This window comes from Paenibacillus salivarius, assembly GCF_051307165.1.
Classification (GTDB): domain Bacteria; phylum Bacillota; class Bacilli; order Paenibacillales; family Paenibacillaceae; genus Fontibacillus.
The window spans coordinates 4985284-5003308 of the sequence record NZ_CP195592.1 but is presented as its reverse complement, the minus strand read 5'-3'; the positions used below and the strand labels follow the sequence as shown (position 1 = coordinate 5003308).

At 54.5% G+C, this 18025-nt stretch carries 13 protein-coding genes; 10 read left to right on the top strand and 3 right to left on the bottom strand.

Features of this window, described 5'->3' with window-relative positions; all coding sequences use genetic code 11:
• The first annotated feature begins 222 nt into the window (after window positions 1–222).
• From ACSFXJ_RS23290 to ACSFXJ_RS23265, 6 genes are all read left to right on the top strand, one after another.
• Complete coding sequence (locus tag ACSFXJ_RS23290; protein WP_435922688.1) at window positions 223–648, top strand: hypothetical protein; 426 nt, start codon at window positions 223–225, stop codon at window positions 646–648.
• 89 nt (window positions 649–737) lie between these two features.
• On the top strand, window positions 738–1424 hold the full coding sequence (ftsE, locus tag ACSFXJ_RS23285; RefSeq protein ID WP_435922687.1) for a cell division ATP-binding protein FtsE: 687 nt from the start codon (window positions 738–740) through the stop codon (window positions 1422–1424).
• Window positions 1414–2331: a permease-like cell division protein FtsX gene (gene ftsX, locus ACSFXJ_RS23280; RefSeq protein ID WP_435922686.1), complete on the top strand. Its 918-nt coding sequence runs from the start codon at window positions 1414–1416 to the stop codon at window positions 2329–2331. Before ftsE ends, ftsX begins: the two co-directional genes overlap by 11 nt.
• Window positions 2332–2387: 56 nt before the next feature.
• Complete coding sequence (locus ACSFXJ_RS23275) at window positions 2388–3605, top strand: murein hydrolase activator EnvC family protein (protein ID WP_435922685.1); 1218 nt, start codon at window positions 2388–2390, stop codon at window positions 3603–3605.
• A gap of 147 nt (window positions 3606–3752) precedes the next feature.
• Window positions 3753–5219 carry a S41 family peptidase gene (locus ACSFXJ_RS23270; protein WP_435922684.1) on the top strand — a complete coding sequence of 489 codons (1467 nt, stop codon included), beginning with the start codon at window positions 3753–3755 and terminating at the stop codon, window positions 5217–5219.
• Window positions 5220–5550: 331 nt separating this feature from the next.
• Window positions 5551–6879, top strand: coding sequence for a PDZ domain-containing protein (locus ACSFXJ_RS23265; RefSeq protein WP_435922683.1), 1329 nt, complete (start codon window positions 5551–5553; stop codon window positions 6877–6879).
• A gap of 322 nt (window positions 6880–7201) precedes the next feature.
• Here ACSFXJ_RS23265 and ACSFXJ_RS23260 read toward each other — a convergent pair whose 3' ends face one another.
• The 3 genes from ACSFXJ_RS23260 to ACSFXJ_RS23250 form a co-directional block, all read right to left on the bottom strand.
• The gene (locus ACSFXJ_RS23260) at window positions 7202–7429 is read right to left on the bottom strand and encodes a hypothetical protein (RefSeq protein ID WP_435922682.1); all 228 of its coding nucleotides are present in this window, start codon (window positions 7427–7429) and stop codon (window positions 7202–7204) included.
• A gap of 137 nt (window positions 7430–7566) precedes the next feature.
• Entirely contained in the window at window positions 7567–8409 is an 843-nt protein-coding gene (locus ACSFXJ_RS23255) for a flagellar motor protein MotB (protein WP_435922681.1), read from the bottom strand.
• Window positions 8406–9194: a flagellar motor protein gene (locus tag ACSFXJ_RS23250; RefSeq protein ID WP_435922680.1), complete on the bottom strand. Its 789-nt coding sequence runs from the start codon at window positions 9192–9194 to the stop codon at window positions 8406–8408. The genes ACSFXJ_RS23255 and ACSFXJ_RS23250 overlap by 4 nt, the downstream gene beginning before the upstream one ends.
• A gap of 193 nt (window positions 9195–9387) precedes the next feature.
• Between ACSFXJ_RS23250 and uvrB the strand changes: the two genes are divergently transcribed.
• The 4 genes from uvrB to ACSFXJ_RS23230 all read left to right on the top strand — a co-directional run bounded on the left by uvrB (window position 9388) and on the right by ACSFXJ_RS23230 (window position 17970).
• Window positions 9388–11382, top strand: coding sequence for an excinuclease ABC subunit UvrB (gene uvrB / locus ACSFXJ_RS23245; RefSeq protein ID WP_435922679.1), 1995 nt, complete (start codon window positions 9388–9390; stop codon window positions 11380–11382).
• A gap of 30 nt (window positions 11383–11412) precedes the next feature.
• Window positions 11413–14271 (top strand): excinuclease ABC subunit UvrA, encoded by a 2859-nt coding sequence (gene uvrA, locus ACSFXJ_RS23240; RefSeq protein WP_435922678.1) that lies wholly within the window; start codon window positions 11413–11415, stop codon window positions 14269–14271.
• Between the two features lie 756 nt (window positions 14272–15027).
• Window positions 15028–15234 (top strand): hypothetical protein, encoded by a 207-nt coding sequence (locus ACSFXJ_RS23235; protein WP_435922677.1) that lies wholly within the window; start codon window positions 15028–15030, stop codon window positions 15232–15234.
• 204 nt (window positions 15235–15438) lie between these two features.
• Window positions 15439–17970, top strand: a complete 2532-nt coding sequence (locus tag ACSFXJ_RS23230; RefSeq protein WP_435922676.1) for a DUF3656 domain-containing U32 family peptidase — start codon at window positions 15439–15441, stop codon at window positions 17968–17970.
• Window positions 17971–18025 lie beyond the last annotated feature (55 nt).

Here is an 18025-nt window from a genome sequence, read left to right as displayed (position 1 = left end):
TTGGTGTGTTTGGCGGGTTTTGATGGGTTTGGCAAGCTTGATGTGGATTGATGAGTTTGACGGACTTGGTAATTCGGCGGGTTTGTTGGGTTTGTTGGGTTTGACGGATTTTGATAGGTTTGATGGGTTTGACGGGTTTTGATAGGTTTGATGAGTTTGACGGACTTGGTGAATTCGGCGGGTTTGATGGGTTTGTTGGGTTTGGGAGGTTTGGTGGTTTTTATGGGTTTGGCAAGCTTGATGGGGATTGATGAGTTTGATGGACTTGGTGGATTCGGCGGGTTTGATGTGTTTGATGTGTTTGATGTGTTTGATGTGTTTAATGTGTTTGATGTGTTTGATGTGTTTGGTGGGATTGGTGGGATTGGTGGGACTGATGTACTTGGTGAATTCGGCGGGTTTGATGGGTTTGGCCGACTTGGTGGGTTTGGTAGGTTTGGTGGGCCTGCCGGGCCCGATAGAAACGGTGGAATTGGTAGGACGAAGGCCAGTCAAACCGTGGGATCTTCCTTTGGCGATGGCCCTGCCAATCTCTCATGCAAGCATGTAAATGTAGAATTTTTGGAAACTTTCGGGATTTTACGGTACTCAAATGGTAACATATTTGTTACAATAAGTATCGGACTGCTGAATCTGCTCGTGTTTTAAAGGATTTGGCGGGAACATGTCGAATAGTTTACTACAGTCTGCAAGTCTTTGAAAGTCAGCGTGAGGAATCAAGTTTAGGACGTGATCAAGTGATAGAAATGCAGGATATATGGAAGACTTACCCGAATGGAACACACGCCTTGAAGGGCGTCTCGGTCAAAATCGACCGCAACGAATTCGTATACCTGGTCGGCCCGTCCGGTGCGGGGAAATCGACCTTTATGAAGCTGATCTACCGTGAGGAGGTGCCTACCAAGGGGCAAATTTCCGTCAACGGTTTTAATATAGGCAAGCTCAAACCTCGCAAAATTCCGTATGTGCGCCGGAATATCGGCGTCATTTTTCAAGATTTCCGACTGCTTCCCAAGCTCACCGCCTACGAAAATGTAGCCTTCGCCCTGGAAGTTATCGAGGCTCCCAAGAAGGTGATCAAGAAACGCACGCTAGAAGTGCTGGAACTGGTCGGCCTCAAAAACAAAGCGAACCGCGACCCTTCCCAGTTGTCAGGGGGGGAACAACAGCGTGTCGCCATCGCCAGGGCGATCGTGAACAATCCGTCGGTCATCATTGCGGACGAGCCTACCGGGAATCTGGATCCGGAAACGTCCTGGGGCATTATGCAGCTGCTGGATGAAATTAATTTCCGCGGCACGACGATTGTGATGGCTACCCACAACAAAGAAATCGTGAACACCATGCGCAAACGCGTTATCGCCATCGAGCATGGCAACATTGTGAGAGACCAACTGAGAGGGGAATATGGTTATGACTTTTAACACCCTTCTCAGACATTTTCGCGAAGGCGCGAAAAGCGTTTTCCGCAATGGCTGGATGTCGGTGGCATCCATTATTTCGATTATTGTGTCCCTGTTTATTCTAGGGGTTTTCATTTTGCTCGTGCTGAATGTCAATTCCTTTGCCGACGATGCCGACAGCCAGGTCCAAATCAATGTGTACCTTGAGTCGAACGTCGATGAGGCGATGCGGACAAAGTTACACTCCGATATCGCCGCGATGGAAGAAGTCAGCCAGGTGACGCTCATTCCGAAATCCGAAGGCTTGAAAGATTTCAAGGAAAAGCTGGGGGAGGAAGGCAAAGAGCTGTTGGAGGGGTATGACGAAACGACGAACCCGATTCCGGACACGCTCAAGGTCGATGTCATCGAGCCGACGACCGTCCCTTACGTCGCTAGCAAAATTTCCGAGCTCAACGAGAAATATACCGACCAGAAGCCGATCTATAAAGTCAAATACGGCCAAGGCACGACCGAGAAATTGTTTAAAATCACCCGGCTCGTCCGCAACATCGGATTTGCTTTTGTCGCCGGACTTGCTTTGATGGCGGTGTTCTTGATTTCGAACACGATCCGCGTGACGATTCTGGCCCGCCGCCGCGAAATCGGCATTATGAAATTGGTCGGCGCAACGAACCGGTTTATCCGGTGGCCGTTTTTTATTGAAGGCGCCGTAATCGGGTTGGTCGGTTCATCGATAACGGTCGGCATTTTACTGTTCGGATACAACGAACTGGTCGCTACTGCAAAATCGGACATCTCGCTGGCCTTTCAGCTGATCCCTATGGGAGAGATCGGCCTTCAGCTTGCGGGGCTGCTCATCGGTCTCGGACTTCTGATCGGAATCTGGGGCAGCACCATGTCCATACGCAAGTTTTTGAAAGTGTAGCTGACGGAAGACTTTTTCTTTCGATCTATCTTTAAATGAAGGATGGGGAAACGAAGTTGAAGAAATGGATAGCCGTTGTCGCCGTTGTTGCCTTAGCCGTGGGGATCTTCCAGCCGACTGAGGGATATGCCAAGTCCAAAACGATCAGCGAGATCGACAAAGAGTTGAAACAGCTCCAGGAACAGGCCAAGCAGGCCAAAAAGCAGCAGGAAAAAGCAGCCGATCAAAAACAGACGGCCCAGCATTACGTCAACAAAAATAAAGAGTATTTGAATCAAGTCCTGGCGCAAATCGAAACGGTCAGCAATGAATTGGCCAGAATCGCGGTCGATATCGAGAACACCGAGCAAAACTTGCGGGATACCGCGGTCAAGCTGGATGAGACGAAAGCCCGCATCGAGGAGCGTTCCGGTTTGCTGGATACGCGCGTCCGGCTGATGTATACCGACGGAACGGTATCTTACCTGGATGTACTCCTGTCATCGACGAGCTTTACGGATTTCCTGGAGCGTGCCGATTCCCTGCAAGCGATCGCGAACCAGGACCATGTCCTGCTCGAAGAGCATAAAAAGGACAAGCAGCTCCTCGTGGAGCAGCAGGCGCAGCTGGAGCAGGATTATGCGAAGGTGAAGACGCTTTATGCCGATGCGGAATCCCGCAAAAGCGTGTTGGAAGAGAAAGAAGAAGAGAAGCAGCAGCTTATCTCGAAATATTACGCCGAGATCGAAGAATCGGACGATATCAGCGAGGAGCAGGAACAGCTGCTCGTCGAGCTTGCGACAAAACGCGCCGCTTTGGAAAAGGAAAAGAACAAGCTGAAAGCGGCACAGGTTTACACGTATAAGCGGAAGTCATCTTCTTCCGGCGGCTTTAAAGGAAACGGCGGATCGATGGGACTTCCGGTCGACGGCGCTCGGCTTTCCTCGGGCTACGGCTCCCGGATCCACCCGATCACGGGTAAGCGCAAGACGCATACCGGCGTCGACTTCGCGGCTCCGCAAGGAACGGACATACACGCAGCCCAAGACGGCGTGGTGATCGTGGCGGAATGGTGGAGCGGCTACGGCAACACGGTCATTATCGATCACGGGGACAACGTTTGGACGCTGTACGGTCATATCCGCAACGGCGGGATCAAGGTGGAAAAAGGGCAAACGGTCAAAAAAGGCGAGAAAATCGCCGAAGTCGGAAGCACGGGCAACTCGACCGGACCGCACTGCCACTTTGAAGTCCGGATTAACGGCAGTCCGGTAGACCCGATGCCATATTTATAATAAAATAAGGTTACCGATGGAAACGGATCGCCGTCCGTAAATGACGGTGCATCCGTTTTTCGTTCATGCGGAGTTTGAAAAAGATAAATATTCCGTACAAGCCGGACATATACTTAAAAGACAAACATAGGCGGTGAATTCATTCGAATGAATAAGAAAAGCAATGTGGTTTTACTTGTCGTAGCGGCCATGCTGGTCAGCAGCTTGCTGACCATGACCTTGACGGGCCAATGGAGTTTTGCGGGTACGGGCCCGCTGAGGAGCGGGATTTTTGCCGATACCGCATCAACGAGTTCCAAAGAAGGCATCAAGAAGATCGAAACCGCGATGAAGCTGGTCAAAGAAAATTACGTGGAGGGCGCGGATGAGCAGAAGTTGGTCGACGGCGCGATCGACGGGATGATGAATGCCTTGGGAGATCCGTTCTCCTCGTATATGGGTCCGGAGACGGCGCAACAGTTTTCGGAGCAAATTGAAGGGTCGTTTACAGGGATCGGCGCCGAGGTGTCGATGGAGAACGGCAACGTCACCGTCGTCTCGCCGATCAAAGGATCGCCTGCGGAAAAGGCAGGGATCAAGCCGAAGGATATTTTGCTGTCGGTGAACGGAGAGTCGTTCGAAGGACTTAGCCTGAACGAAGCGGTCGCCAAAATCCGCGGGCCGAAAGGAACCGAAGCCAAGATCAAGGTGAAACGCGCGGGCTCCGCTGCAACGCTGGAGTATACGATCGTCCGCGACGATATTGCCTTGGAATCCATTTATGCACGGATGGAGGAGGGGAAAGTCGGCGTCATTGAAATTACCGAGTTCTCCCAAAACACGGCTGACCGGTTTAAGCAGGAGTTGGCCAATCTCGAGAAGCAAGGGATGAAGGGCCTGGTCATTGACGTGCGGAACAATCCGGGCGGCGTGCTCGATAAAGTGGTCGACATCTCCCAGCAGTTTGTGCCGAAGGGCAAGGCGATCGTTCAGGTCGAGGACAAGAACAAGCAGCGGGAGAAGCAGCTGTCGCAAGGCAAGGGCAAGGATTACCCGGTTGCGGTCATTACCAATAAGGGAAGCGCCAGCGCCTCCGAAATTTTGGCCGGCGCGCTTCAGGAGTCGGCGGACGCCCTTCTGATCGGCGAAACGACGTACGGCAAGGGCACGGTGCAGACGGCATTCGAAAGAGAATTCGGAGACGGAAGCCTGCTGAAGGTAACGATCGCCAAATGGCTGACGCCGGACGGCGAATGGATCCATAAAAAAGGGATCGAGCCGGATATCGCGGTGGCACAGCCGGATTATTTCTCGGTCGCGCCGATCAATAAGGAAAAAACGTTCAAGTACGATATGCTCGGCGATGATATCAAGAGCGCGCAAACGATGCTGAAGGGATTGGGATATGACCCTGGGCGTACGGACGGGTATTTCAGCAAGTCTACGGAGAATGCGCTGAAGAAATTCCAGGCCGACAAGAAGCTTACGGCAAACGGCGTGCTGGATGCCAAGACCGCGGAAGCATTGGAAGCCAGCCTGGTCGAGCAAATCCGCGATCCAAAAAATGACAACCAAATGAAACGGGCCATCGAGGAAATCCGGAAGGAAATCGCGGCCCCGGCGTCGAACAAATAAGAAGGCTGATTTTCGGCCTTCTTTCTTTTTTTGTGCGGATGTGGGGAGTGCTGCATGATATAGCGGGAAATTGTCCCTCTAATTGGCATAACTTGCATGATAAGCGAGAGATTGCAGGAAATTCTCCCTTTATTTTAACGATATTCGCTGTTTGGGATGATTGTGGAGTGAAATAGCCGGAGATTTTCCCGTAAGTTTTGAATTATGAGGTGTATTAGGGAATTTAGCGGGAGGTTTTCCCGCAAATTTATTAAGGATAGTTGTTTGAGGGCCTCTGTAAAATCAAGGACTCATTACAGGAATTACAATAAGCTAGAGGGGGCGGACTCTGTTGGATCTGTTGCTTGAAGGATTATGGAATGTGATGGAAGCGGTGGGGCAGCTGTTTCTGCAGCCGTTTTACTATATTTCGATTATTCTCATTATGTTGTTGTACCGTCGTCAGGTTCTGCTCGAGCGCAAGCTGTTCCATGTCAGGCTGCACAGTTGGCTGGCCCAAACGTGGCGGACGGTGCTCGGGGGTCTTGCGGCAGGATTGGCCATTTCGCTCGTTTCCGCCTTTGTCGGCATGACGCTGACGGTGGAAGGCGTTGTTTGTATCTGGGTCGTAACCGTTGTGCTGCTGCTTTTCCGGGTCCGCTATTTGTGTTTGGCCTACTCGGCCGGATTGCTTGGCGTGGTTCAATTCGCGCTGAACCTGTTTCCCTCGTTCGAAGGCGCCGGGTGGACGGCTGAGATGGTGCGTGCGGTGAGGGAACTGAACATTCCCGCACTGCTTTGTCTCGTGGGCCTGCTCCATGTGGCCGAAGGGCTGCTCGTTCGGTGGCAGGGGGCGGCTTTTGCCGGACCGCTCTTTTTTGAGGGCAAGCGAGGGAAGCTGGTCGGCGGATATCAGATGCAAAGCCTGTGGCCGGTTCCGCTTCTCCTGCTGATTCCCGCCCAAACGACGGGCGGAGTGCTGCCGTGGACGCCGCTGTTTGGCGGTGACGCTTGGCAGGGCGGATTTGCGCTGATGGCGCTTCCGATCGTGATCGGTTTTTCGGAGTCCACGACAGGCCTGCTGCCGAAAGTGAAGGCTCGGATTACGTCGGCCAGGCTGCTGGGATACGGCGTGTTGATTATTGCGCTGGCGCTGCTTGCGCACTGGTGGTCGCCGCTGACGCTTTTGGCGGCGCTGGCCGCCTTCCTGCTGCACGAAGGCCTTGTCTGGTACAGCCGGTTCGAGGAACAGCAGCGGAGCCCGTTGTTCGTCCATCCGGTGGACGGGGTGAAAGTGCTGGCCGTGCTGCCGGGCAGTCCGGCGGAGGAGCTGGGCATCCGTCCCGGGGAAACGATCGTCCGCGTGAATGGGGTGCCCGTTCCGACGAAAGAGGAGCTGCACGCCGCGCTGCGCATCCAATCGGCCTTTTGCAAGCTGGAGGTGCGCAATCTCGCGGGCGAGAGTAAGTTCCTCCAGCGCGCGATCTACGCCGGCGAGCACCATCAGCTCGGCGCGATTCTGGCGCCTGACGAGCAGGCGCCGGTGGCGGTCCGGCTGCAGCCGCTGTCGCTGCTGCAGCTGCTGCGGCCGCGCCGTGGCGCGCACAGCGTGCGGCGCGGCGCGGGTACAGGCACGCCCGCCGGCGGCGACGCGCCGGGCGTGGGCGATGCCGCGCGCTAGCGTGCGCGCGCGGGCGAAGAGCGGCCCCGCCCGGCACCGCCGGCGGGCCGACCGCCTGCGCGGGCCTGCGGCTCCGCGAACGGGAACCCGGCGCGGTGCCGTGGCCGCACGAATCATATGTAATTTAGGCGCGGATGGGGACATCCGGCCTTTTTTGTTGGAAAAATTCCAACGAGGCGATGGGATTTAACCAAATCCGAGGCGAATGATTGGATTTTTTCCAATCAAGACGCTTAGGCGAGCGAGGTGAAGTAGAGAGAGCAGCAGGGTATACGGGAGACGGCGGAGGCGAAGAAGGCAAGCTACTTAGATCTACTTAGATCTACTTCGGCATTTCTTCATGGCCGCTTTTCGTCAAGACTACGGTGAAAATGAGCGACAAGAGAAGGACAAGTGCCATAACGGCGATTTGTATGGGAAGGTCATAAGGCGCGGGGATAGTTACATACGTAAAAAGGATGTCTTTAACCAAGTACAGAAGAATGCGGAACAGGCCGGCGAAGACAAAAATCTTAACCAGCCATTTTTTGATCAGAGACCTGCTTTTCATCCGGATCAACTCCAAACAGATTATTAATATGACTGACATGGCCGGATTCGACCGGTGTGGGCGGAAGCCTCTAAAACCCTCGTAAAAGATAAGGGGAACCTGGACCCAATGCATCCGATTCCCCATTCATCCTTATATTACTGCTGAAGCTGGCGCAACACGGTGATTTCGACGCGGCGGTTTTTTTGCCGTCCGGCCGCGGTCGAGTTATCGGCAGCCGGACGGGTATCCGCGTAACCGGCGTACTGGAAGCCCTCGGGATCGAGTTTTTCCTTGTCGATAAAATATCTCAACACCGACAATGCGCGGGCCCCCGACAGCTCCCAATTGTCCTTGAACGCGGAGCCGCGGCCGATCGGCATATTATCCGTATGCCCCTCGATGCTGACGACGGTGTTCAAATCGCTGAACAGGCTGGCCAGCTTGGACAGCGTTTTGGCGGCATCCTGCTTCAAGTCCGCCCTGCCGGTATCGAACATAAAGCGGTCGCTGAGCGTAATCGAGATGCCTTTGGGCAAATCGGCCACATTGATCTGGTCCTCAAGCTGATTTTCCTTGATATAGGCCTCGATCCGGCTCATCAGGTTTTGCAGCTCTTCTTCCTGTTTGCGGAACGCAAGCTCCCGCTCGGTCAAAGGTTTTTGGCCGAGATCGGAAGAACCTTCTTGTCCTTGTCCGTTTGCTCCACCGGTTTTCGTACCGTTGTCCGTCGCGCCTCCCTGACCGGCGTTTTTGGTGTCGTTCTTGTCTCCCCCGAGAATCCCGGCGCCCTGCTCCAGCACGGAGTCTCCGCTTTTAAACGTATGCTGGAGGGATTGCGTAACGATTTCGTATTTTTCCACATCCAGACGGCTCATGGCGTACATTACCACGAAAAAGATCAACAACAGCGTAATTAAATCGGCATAGGTGATTAACCACCGGTCTTTCGTGTCGTGGCGGTGGCGTTTCCCCCGTTCCGGCTTGTCTCTCCGGCTCATAGGGTCTCAGACTCCCCGGATGGCTGCGGCAGATCCCGCCGGACATCGGCCGTGAACGACTCCAGCTTGCGGCGGACCAGCATGGGGTGATCGCCGTTTTGCAAGGAGAGAATGCCTTCGAGCATCATTTCCATGCGGCCGGTTTCGTCTTCTCCCCGCGCGCGCAGCTTGGAGGCGATAGGCAGGAAAATCAAGTTGGCGCTGGCTACGCCATAAAGAGTGGCGGTAAAAGCCAGGGCGATCGACGGCCCGAGCGCTGTCGGTTCGGTCAGGCTTCCCAACACGTGAATCAAGCCCATGACCGTCCCGATAATCCCCATCGTCGGCGCATAGCCGCCTGCGGATTCGAATATTTTCGCGTAGTTCTCATATTTATGGTGTACCGCGTCGATTTCAAGGTCCATGATTTGTTTGACCATGCTTTGCTCCGTACCGTCGACGATCAGTTGGATGCCTTCGCGCAAAAAGGGATCCGTATGAGCCGCCGCTTTTTCCTCCAGGGCCAAAACTCCTTTACGCCGGGCGGTCATCGCCATATCCGAAATCTCTTCGATCAGTTCGTCAGATTGCTGCTTTCCCGAAGTAAAGGCCAAGGCCAGCGCCTTCGGTACGGTTTTCAATTTGGCGAGCGGGAAGCTGATCATGACCGCGGCGATCGTTCCGCCGAACACGATCAAGGCTGCGGCCGCCTGCATCAAACCGCCGACCTGTCCCCCTTCCCATAAAAAACCACCTATCAGTGCGGCTAGTCCGATAATTATGCCTATAATAGTAGTGATATCCATTTTCTGCTTCACAACTCCCGTTCCAAATCTTGTAGGTATGGTTTGCATCCTATATATAAAAAAGGTATAATCTATGGGAACACCTATTCCTATTCGAGGAGTGCAAGTCGTCGTTAGACGTTTCATAAAATGACATATAGAGACAAAAGCAATGCGCTGTTTCCATTTTAGACGATAAGGGTGATGTTGGACAATGACTGATATTGTCTTTAGTAATAATAAATTCGAGCTCGTTTCCGAATTTTCGCCGCAAGGAGACCAGCCAGCCGCTATAGAAGAATTGGTGGAAGGCGTCAAGAACGGCGAGAAGTACCAGACGCTTCTCGGCGCAACCGGCACGGGGAAGACGTTCACGATCGCCCATACCATCGCCAAGCTTGGAAGACCGACGCTGGTGATCGCCCATAACAAGACGCTGGCTGCTCAATTGGCCAGTGAATTCAAGGAATTTTTTCCGAACAACTCCGTAGACTACTTCGTCAGCTACTATGACTACTACCAACCGGAAGCCTACATCCCATCCTCCGACACTTATATCGAAAAAGACTCCAGCATCAACGAAGAAATCGATAAATTGAGACACTCCGCGACCAGTTCGCTGTTCGAGCGGCGCGACGTCATCATCGTGGCGAGCGTGTCGTGCATCTATGGTCTCGGTTCGCCGATGGAATACCGCGACCTCGTTTTGTCGCTGCGGGTCGGGATGGAGAAGCCGCGGAACCAGATTTTGAGTCGATTGGTGGATATCCAGTACCAGCGGAACGACATCAACTTCGTGCGCGGGACGTTCCGCGTTCGCGGCGATGTGCTGGAGATTTTTCCGGCATCCCAAGGGGAACAGGCGGTACGGGTCGAGTTTTTCGGCGACGAAATCGAACGGATTACCGAAATCGACGTACTGACCGGCGAACTCATCGGGGAGCGCGAACATGTGGCGATTTTCCCGGCATCCCACTTTGTGACGCAGGAAGAGACGATGCGGGTTGCTTTGCAAAATATCGAACGCGAGCTGGAAGAGCGGCTGGAGCAGTTCCGTTCCGAAGGCAAGCTGCTGGAGGCGCAGCGGCTTGAACAACGTACCCGTTACGACATCGAAATGATGAAGGAAGTCGGCTTCTGTTCGGGGATCGAGAACTACTCGGGTCCGCTGACGTTCCGGGAACGCGGGGCAACGCCGTACACGCTGCTGGACTATTTTCCCGACGACTTCTTGATCGTGATTGACGAATCCCATGTGACGCTCCCGCAAATCCGCGCGATGTACAACGGGGACCAGGCGCGCAAAAACGTGCTCGTCGACCATGGCTTCCGCCTGCCGTCGGCGCTGGACAACCGGCCGCTCCGCTTCGAGGAGTTCGAGGAAAAAGCGGGACAGATGATTTTCGTCTCCGCGACCCCGGGGCCTTATGAGCTTGAGCATTGCGAAACGATGGTGCAACAGATTATCCGGCCGACCGGGCTGCTGGATCCGATCATCGAAGTGCGCCCGACGAAAGGCCAGATCGATGACCTGATCGTCGAGATTCAGGACCGGATCGCCAAGGATGAACGCGTCTTGGTTACTACCTTGACGAAGAAGATGGCCGAAGACTTGACCGACTACCTGAAGGAAATCGGCATCAAAGTGCGTTACCTGCACTCCGACATCAAGACGCTGGAGCGGATGAGCATTCTGCGCGACCTGCGGCTCGGCACCTTCCACGTCCTGATCGGGATTAACCTGCTGCGCGAAGGCTTGGACTTGCCGGAAGTGTCGCTGGTGGCGATTTTGGATGCGGACAAGGAAGGCTTCCTGCGCTCCGAACGCTCGCTGATACAGACGATCGGCCGGGCGGCGCGGAACTCCGAAGGACGCGTGCTGATGTACGGCGACCGTATTACGGATTCGATGGATAAAGCAATCAAGGAAACCGAACGCCGCCGGAGCATCCAGATCGCTTATAACGAAAAGCATGGCATCACGCCGCAGACGATCCGCAAGAAGGTTCGCGACGTCATCGAAGCGACCCGCGTCGCCGAGAGCAAGGCGGATTATTTGACCGATGCGGCCAAAGGCAAGATGTCCAAACGCGACCGTGAGGCGATGATCAAGCGTCTGGAGGCCGAAATGAAGGATGCCGCGAAGAACCTGCAATTCGAACGGGCCGCGGAGCTGCGTGACGCGATCTTGGAGCTGCGCGCGGAATAGCGCAATTAGAGAAACGGGAGATGAAACCTTTTGGCTATTGAAAATATCGTGATCAAAGGTGCCAGAGCGCACAATTTGAAAAATATTAATATTACGATTCCGCGCGACCGATTCGTCGTATTGACCGGACTTAGCGGATCGGGGAAATCCTCGCTGGCCTTCGATACCATTTACGCGGAAGGGCAGCGCCGTTACGTCGAGTCTTTGTCGGCGTATGCCCGCCAGTTCCTGGGCCAAATGGAGAAGCCGGACGTGGATTCGATTGAGGGTTTGTCCCCGGCGATTTCCATCGACCAGAAGACGACAAGCCGTAACCCGCGGTCCACGGTCGGTACCGTTACGGAGATTTACGATTATTTGCGGTTGCTGTTTGCGCGGGTGGGCCATCCGCATTGCCCGGAGCACGGCATCGAGATCACTTCGCAATCGGTCGAACAGATGGTGGACCGGATCATGCAATATCCCGAGAAGACGAGGCTTCAAATTTTGGCCCCGGTCATCTCCGGCAAGAAGGGCGAGCATAAGAGTTTGTTCAGCGAAATTTCCAAGCAGGGCTTTGTCCGGGTTCGCGTGGACGGAGAAATGCGGGATCTTTCGGAAAACATCGAACTGGAAAAAAACAAGAAGCATTCGATCGAGGTCGTCGTCGACCGGATCGTCATCAAGGAGGATGTACGGAGCCGGCTGGCGGATTCGATCGAGACCGCATTGAAGATGTCCGGCGGGCAGCTGCTTGTCGACATTATCGGACAAGAGGAGCTGCGCTTCAGCTCGAACTATGCGTGCCCGATCTGCGGATTTAGCATCGAGGAACTGTCGCCGCGGATGTTCTCTTTCAATAGCCCGTTCGGGGCATGTCCGGAATGCGACGGTCTCGGCGTGAAAATGATCATCGACCCGGATCTGCTCATTCCCGACCGTTCCAAAAGCATTGAACAAGGCGCGTTTGAAGCATGGGCAGGAGGCACCTCCAACTATTATCCGCAATTTTTGCGGTCGGTGTGCGAGCATTTCGACATTCCGCAGGATGTTCCCGTTTCGGACTTGAGCAAGGATCATATGGACAAGCTGCTTTACGGCACGGGCACGACCAAGGTACGGTTCCGGTACGAGAACGATTTCGGCGTGAGCAGGGATGCCCATGTCACCTTTGAGGGGATCATCCCCAACCTGGAGCGCCGTTACCGGGAAACCAGCTCGGAAGGCATCCGGGAATTCATCGAGGGATTTATGGGCTCCAAGCCGTGCGGAACATGCCATGGCCATCGGTTGAAGAAGGAGATTCTTGCGGTTACGGTGAACGGACAGAATATGGCATACGTGACCAGCTTGTCGATCGGGGAAGCGATGAAGTTCTTTGAAGGCCTGGAGCTGTCCGAAAAAGAAACGGCGATCGCTCACATGATTTTGAAAGAAATCAACAGCCGGCTCGGCTTCCTTGTGAATGTCGGTTTGGAATATTTGACGCTGAGCCGCGCGGCGGGCACCCTGTCCGGCGGGGAAGCGCAGCGCATCCGGCTGGCGACCCAAATCGGCTCGAGTCTGATGGGCGTGCTCTATATTCTCGACGAGCCAAGTATCGGTCTCCATCAGCGGGACAATGACCGACTCATTTCCACCCTGGCGCATATGCGCGATTTGGGCAACACGCTGATCGTGGTAGAGCACGACGAGGATACGATGATGGCTGCCGATTATATTATCGATATCGGGCCGGGCGCGGGCATTCACGGCGGACAGGTCGTTTCGCAAGGGACGCCGCAGGAAGTAATGGACGATCCGAACTCGCTGACCGGTCAATATTTAAGCGGCCGGAAATTTATCGAAGTGCCCCTGGAACGCCGCAAACCGGACGGACGGTGGATCGAGGTGAAGGGTGCCAAGGAGAATAACCTCAAAAACGTCAACGTGAAGTTCCCGCTTGGCGTATTCACGGCGGTGACGGGCGTATCGGGCTCAGGGAAGTCGTCGTTGGTCAACGAAATTCTGTACAAGACGCTGGCGCGGGATTTGAACCGTGCCCGGGTTCGTCCGGGACAATACAAGGAAATGAAGGGTCTGGAGCAAATCGATAAGGTCGTCGATATCGACCAATCTCCGATCGGCCGCACGCCGCGCTCCAATCCTGCGACTTATACCGGGGTGTTCGATGATATCCGCGACTTGTACTCGCAAACGAATGAGGCGAAGGTCCGGGGATACAAGAAAGGGCGCTTCAGCTTCAACATCAAGGGCGGACGCTGTGAGGCCTGCAAAGGCGACGGCATCATCAAGATCGAAATGCACTTCTTGCCGGACGTGTACGTGCCGTGCGAGGTATGTAAGGGTAAACGCTATAACCGCGAAACGCTGGACGTAAAATATAAAGGCAAGAGCATCGCCGATGTGCTTGAGATGACCGTTGAAGACGCAACGAAGTTCTTCGAGAACCTTCCGCGTATCCATCGCAAGCTGCAAACGCTGCTTGATGTGGGTCTCGGTTATGTCACGCTGGGGCAGCCGGCAACCACGCTGTCGGGCGGTGAAGCCCAGCGCGTGAAGCTGGCCTCCGAGCTGTACCGCCGCAGTACCGGCAAGACGATTTACATTTTGGACGAGCCGACAACCGGCCTCCATGTGGACGATATCGACCGCCTGCTGAACGTCTTGCACCGGCTGGTCGATTCCGGGGAAACCGTGCTCGTCATCGAGCATAACCTGGACGTGATCAAAACAGCGGACTATCTGATCGACCTCGGCCCGGAAGGCGGAAGCGGCGGCGGCACCATCATCGCTACCGGCACGCCGGAGGATATCGTGAAGGTCGAGGAGTCATATACCGGCCGATACCTCGCTCCGATCCTGGAGCGCGATACCAAACGCACCGAAGCGCTTAGGGCGAAGGCGTAACCCATCCGCTCGTGATTGACTCCTCAGGGAGTGGACGTTTTTGAGGAATGTCCACTGAAAAGTGGACACGGTTGAGACCCTGAGGAATTCGAGGGAAATCAAGTTTAATGCCAGATCTTGTGCTTAATGGCTTGTGATTTTACGATATATAGATGAATTCGGTAAGCGAACAATAACATCCTGTTGTCCACCTTAAGGTGGACAATTTTCTTTATTGTCCGCAATCAGTGGACGGGTAGGTTTGATAAATCCGCTTGAAAAAAACAGAGTAAGCTTTTTGCAAATCGTAGCAACCATGGAGCTGTTGTGGGACAAAGGGACCTTCCGTATATATTTTTAAGATAGGGGAATAATCTCAATAATAAAGAGTCCTCTTGAGGAGGACTGTTCCTTGTTTTGTCTTTTAAAGAGTGGACAGGTTTTTGGAAAAGAGATATCCTGCACATGGGACGAAGATACACAATATGTTGTGAAATATGCATGGTTAGTTCCAATATATTGGCGGATGTTTAAGAAAAGGAACTGAAATGACCTCATTTCATTTTGTCCACTTTTCGGCGGACATTTTATCGGATTGTTTATCCTTAGAGGACTAAGTGGAATATGAAAATGCAGTGTTATATCGGTATATGATTTTTTTAACGAAAACGAGGAAAAAATCAACAATATTTTGTTTTTTTCTCTTGCATCCGCTTTAATGAGAAGATAACATATAGGAAGATGGAAATTTCGTGTACTTATGGAGGAGGGCTTGCCATGTTGCTCGCTGCGGCGGGGGAAGTGACGTCGACCTTTAACGGGTTTGATATTTTTATGATTTTGTTTACGATCATCATTCTCATTGGGGTAATAAGATTGGTGAAGGAGCCCAAGAAGAATTACTTTGCGATCGGTTTCGGACTGTTCAGTTTGCTCATATTCCTGGCTTCCGATGCGGCTATGATCGGCGCCTGGTTCAGCTGATTGGATGAAACGAACAAGATGATGAATGAAAGGCACTTTGTTCCGGATGGAGGGATGGGGTGTCTTTTTGCGTGTATGGATAAGGTTACCGAGGCTGAATTGCTAGAGTGTTGGGGCGATGTCTGCTAAAATAGATAGGTTATTGCAGATCAAAGAATACATTGCAATGTTTCGCGGTCAAAGCGGGCATTTGGGAGGATATAGATGAGTAACGCAACAACAACGTTAACGAGACAAGATGTGGAGCTGCTGGCCCCGGCCGGGGATTGGGATTGCATGCGGGCTGCGGTGGCGAACGGCGCGGATGCGGTGTTTTTTGGCGTGGAGAAGTTTAATGCCCGGGCGCGGGCGAACAATTTCCGGATGGACGAGCTGCCTGAAATTATGGCGTTTTTGCATAGCTATGGGGTAAAGGGATTTCTCACGTTCAATATTTTGGTGTTTGAAAACGAGATTGCGGAAGCGCAGGAGTTGATCGAAGCGTGCATCGATGCCGGGGTGGACGCGGTGATTGTGCAGGATTTGGGCCTGGTCAAGCTGATTCGCGAGCTGTCGCCGGATTTTCCGATCCACGGGTCGACGCAAATGACGATCACGTCGCCAGAGGCGGTGGAATTTACGAAGCCTTGGAATATGGAACGGGTCGTGCTCGGCCGCGAAAATAATTTAAAGCAAATTCAAAAAATCGGAGAGCAGGCAAGATTGCCGATGGAGGTTTTCGTGCATGGCGCGCTATGCGTTTCCTATTCCGGCCAGTGCCTGACTTCGGAGATGTGGGGCGGCCGATCGGCCAACCGCGGGGAATGCGCGCAGGCTTGCCGTTTGCCTTACGATTTGATGGTTGATGGGGAACACAAGCCTATGGGGGATGTAACGTATTTGCTGTCGCCGAAGGATCTTGCCGCCATCGACATTATGCCTGAGCTGATTGAGGCGGGGGTTACATCGTTTAAGATTGAAGGCCGATTGAAGAGCCCTGAGTATGTGGCCAATGTGGTGAGCAAGTACCGGAAGGCGATCGACCGGTATTTTGACGGGGATGACACCCGGGCGTCCAAGGAGGAAATCCGCGAGCTGCAACAGAGTTTTTCGCGCGGCTTTACGCACGGCTTCCTGGAAGGCACGAACAATAAAAAGCTGGTCGACGGCACGTTTCCGAAAAGCCGTGGCGTTTATCTCGGCCGGGTCGAGAAAATCCTGCGCGACGGCGTGGTGTGCAAGCTGGAAGCGCCGCTGAAGCGCGGGGACGGGATTGTTTTTGATGCGGGCGATCCGACGAAAAAAGAAGAAGGCGGACGCGTTTACGATTTGCGGCGCAAGGGCGTGAAGCTGGAGGGCGAGGCCGACGAGACGTGGATCGTCGACATCGTGCCGGGTCGCAATGATGTGGATTTGCGCCGGGTACATGTCGGGGACAAGATCTGGAAGACGAGCGACCAGGCCCTGGACAAGCGGCTGCGCCAGACGTTCGAGACCGACAAGCCGTACCGGGTATTCCCGGTACATGTACGGGCGGTCGGCCGCGCCGGCGAGCCGCTGGTAACCTTCTGGACGGATGTCCAGAAGGGAACGACCGTGCGCGTGGACTCGGAGCTTCCGCTCGAGACCGCGCTGAAGCGGCCGATGGACGGCGCCCTGCTCGAAGAGCAGCTTGGCCGTCTCGGCGGCACGGTGTATCAGCTCGAGCAGCTGGAAACGTCGCTGGAAGGCGACGTGATCCTGCCTATGCGAGAGCTGAACGGGTTGCGCCGGCGCGCGGTGGAGCTGCTCGCCGGCGAACGGCCGAAGCCGCCCGTGTGGACGCGTGCGCCACGGGCGGCCTTGGGCGCCACCGCCCCCGCGATACGGCGGGGCGGGGCGCCGGTGGCTCGCGGTGAGGCGAAGCTCACCGCGCTGTGCCGCAGCCTGCCGCAGGTGCAGGCTGCGCTCGAAGCCGGCGTGGAGATGATCTACGCCGACTTCGAGTTCATCAAGCAATTCCCGGCAGCAGTGGAAGCCGTTCGGGCGGCCGGCAAGCAAATCGCGCTGGCGACGCCGCGCATCCATATGCCGGGCGAGAACGGCTACCATAACAACATTCTGCGTCTGGAACCCGACGCGGTGTTGGTGCGCAATACCGGTGCGCTGTATTACTACCTGCGCCACCGGCAAATGAACCCGGCCGCCGCGCATCCGCGGCTGATCGGCGATTTCTCGCTGAACATCGCCAATCACAAGACCGTGGAGCTGTTCCTCGAGGCGGGCTGCGATCTCGTGACGCCGTCCTACGACCTGAACGTCCAACAGATGGTCGACCTGCTCGGCAAAACGCAGTCGGACAAGCTGGAAGTCGTCATTCACCAGCATCTGCCGATGTTCCATACGGAACACTGCGTGTACTGCACCTTCCTGAGCGAAGGCACGGATTACACCAACTGCGGCCGTCCCTGCGAGGAGCACCGCGCCTCACTTCAGGACCGCGTCGGCATGAGCCATCCCGTCCGTGTCGACGAGGGATGCCGCAACACGGTATATAACGCGATCGAGCAATCGGGCGCGGAGTACTTGAGCAACTTTATGGAGCTCGGCGTCGCGAACTACCGGGTCGAATTCCTGGAGGAAACTCCGGAGCAGGTACATCAGGTCATCGACCTGTATAACCGGGCCATTCGCGGAGAGATTAGCGGAACCCAGGTGTGGAGAACGCTGAAAGCGACGAACCAACTTGGCGTAACGCGCGGACAATTGGTGAAATAGTACAAATGGGCCTGGAGCTATGCTCCAGGCTCTTTTTTTGGGTTGAACGCGCGCC

Bases quoted from the DNA above. Each gene is read 5' to 3' on its own strand.
- ACSFXJ_RS23230 (WP_435922676.1), top strand. From the start codon at position 15,439: ATGAGTAACGCAACAACAACGTTAACGAGACAAGATGTGGAGCTGCTG.
- ACSFXJ_RS23270 (WP_435922684.1), top strand. From the start codon at position 3,753: ATGAATAAGAAAAGCAATGTGGTTTTACTTGTCGTAGCGGCCATGCTG.
- ACSFXJ_RS23290 (WP_435922688.1), top strand. From the start codon at position 223: ATGGGTTTGGCAAGCTTGATGGGGATTGATGAGTTTGATGGACTTGGT.
- ftsX (WP_435922686.1), top strand. From the start codon at position 1,414: ATGACTTTTAACACCCTTCTCAGACATTTTCGCGAAGGCGCGAAAAGC.
- ACSFXJ_RS23260 (WP_435922682.1), bottom strand. From the start codon at position 7,429: ATGAAAAGCAGGTCTCTGATCAAAAAATGGCTGGTTAAGATTTTTGTC.
- ACSFXJ_RS23235 (WP_435922677.1), top strand. From the start codon at position 15,028: ATGTTGCTCGCTGCGGCGGGGGAAGTGACGTCGACCTTTAACGGGTTT.
- ACSFXJ_RS23250 (WP_435922680.1), bottom strand. From the start codon at position 9,194: ATGGATATCACTACTATTATAGGCATAATTATCGGACTAGCCGCACTG.
- uvrB (WP_435922679.1), top strand. From the start codon at position 9,388: ATGACTGATATTGTCTTTAGTAATAATAAATTCGAGCTCGTTTCCGAA.
- ACSFXJ_RS23255 (WP_435922681.1), bottom strand. From the start codon at position 8,409: ATGAGCCGGAGAGACAAGCCGGAACGGGGGAAACGCCACCGCCACGAC.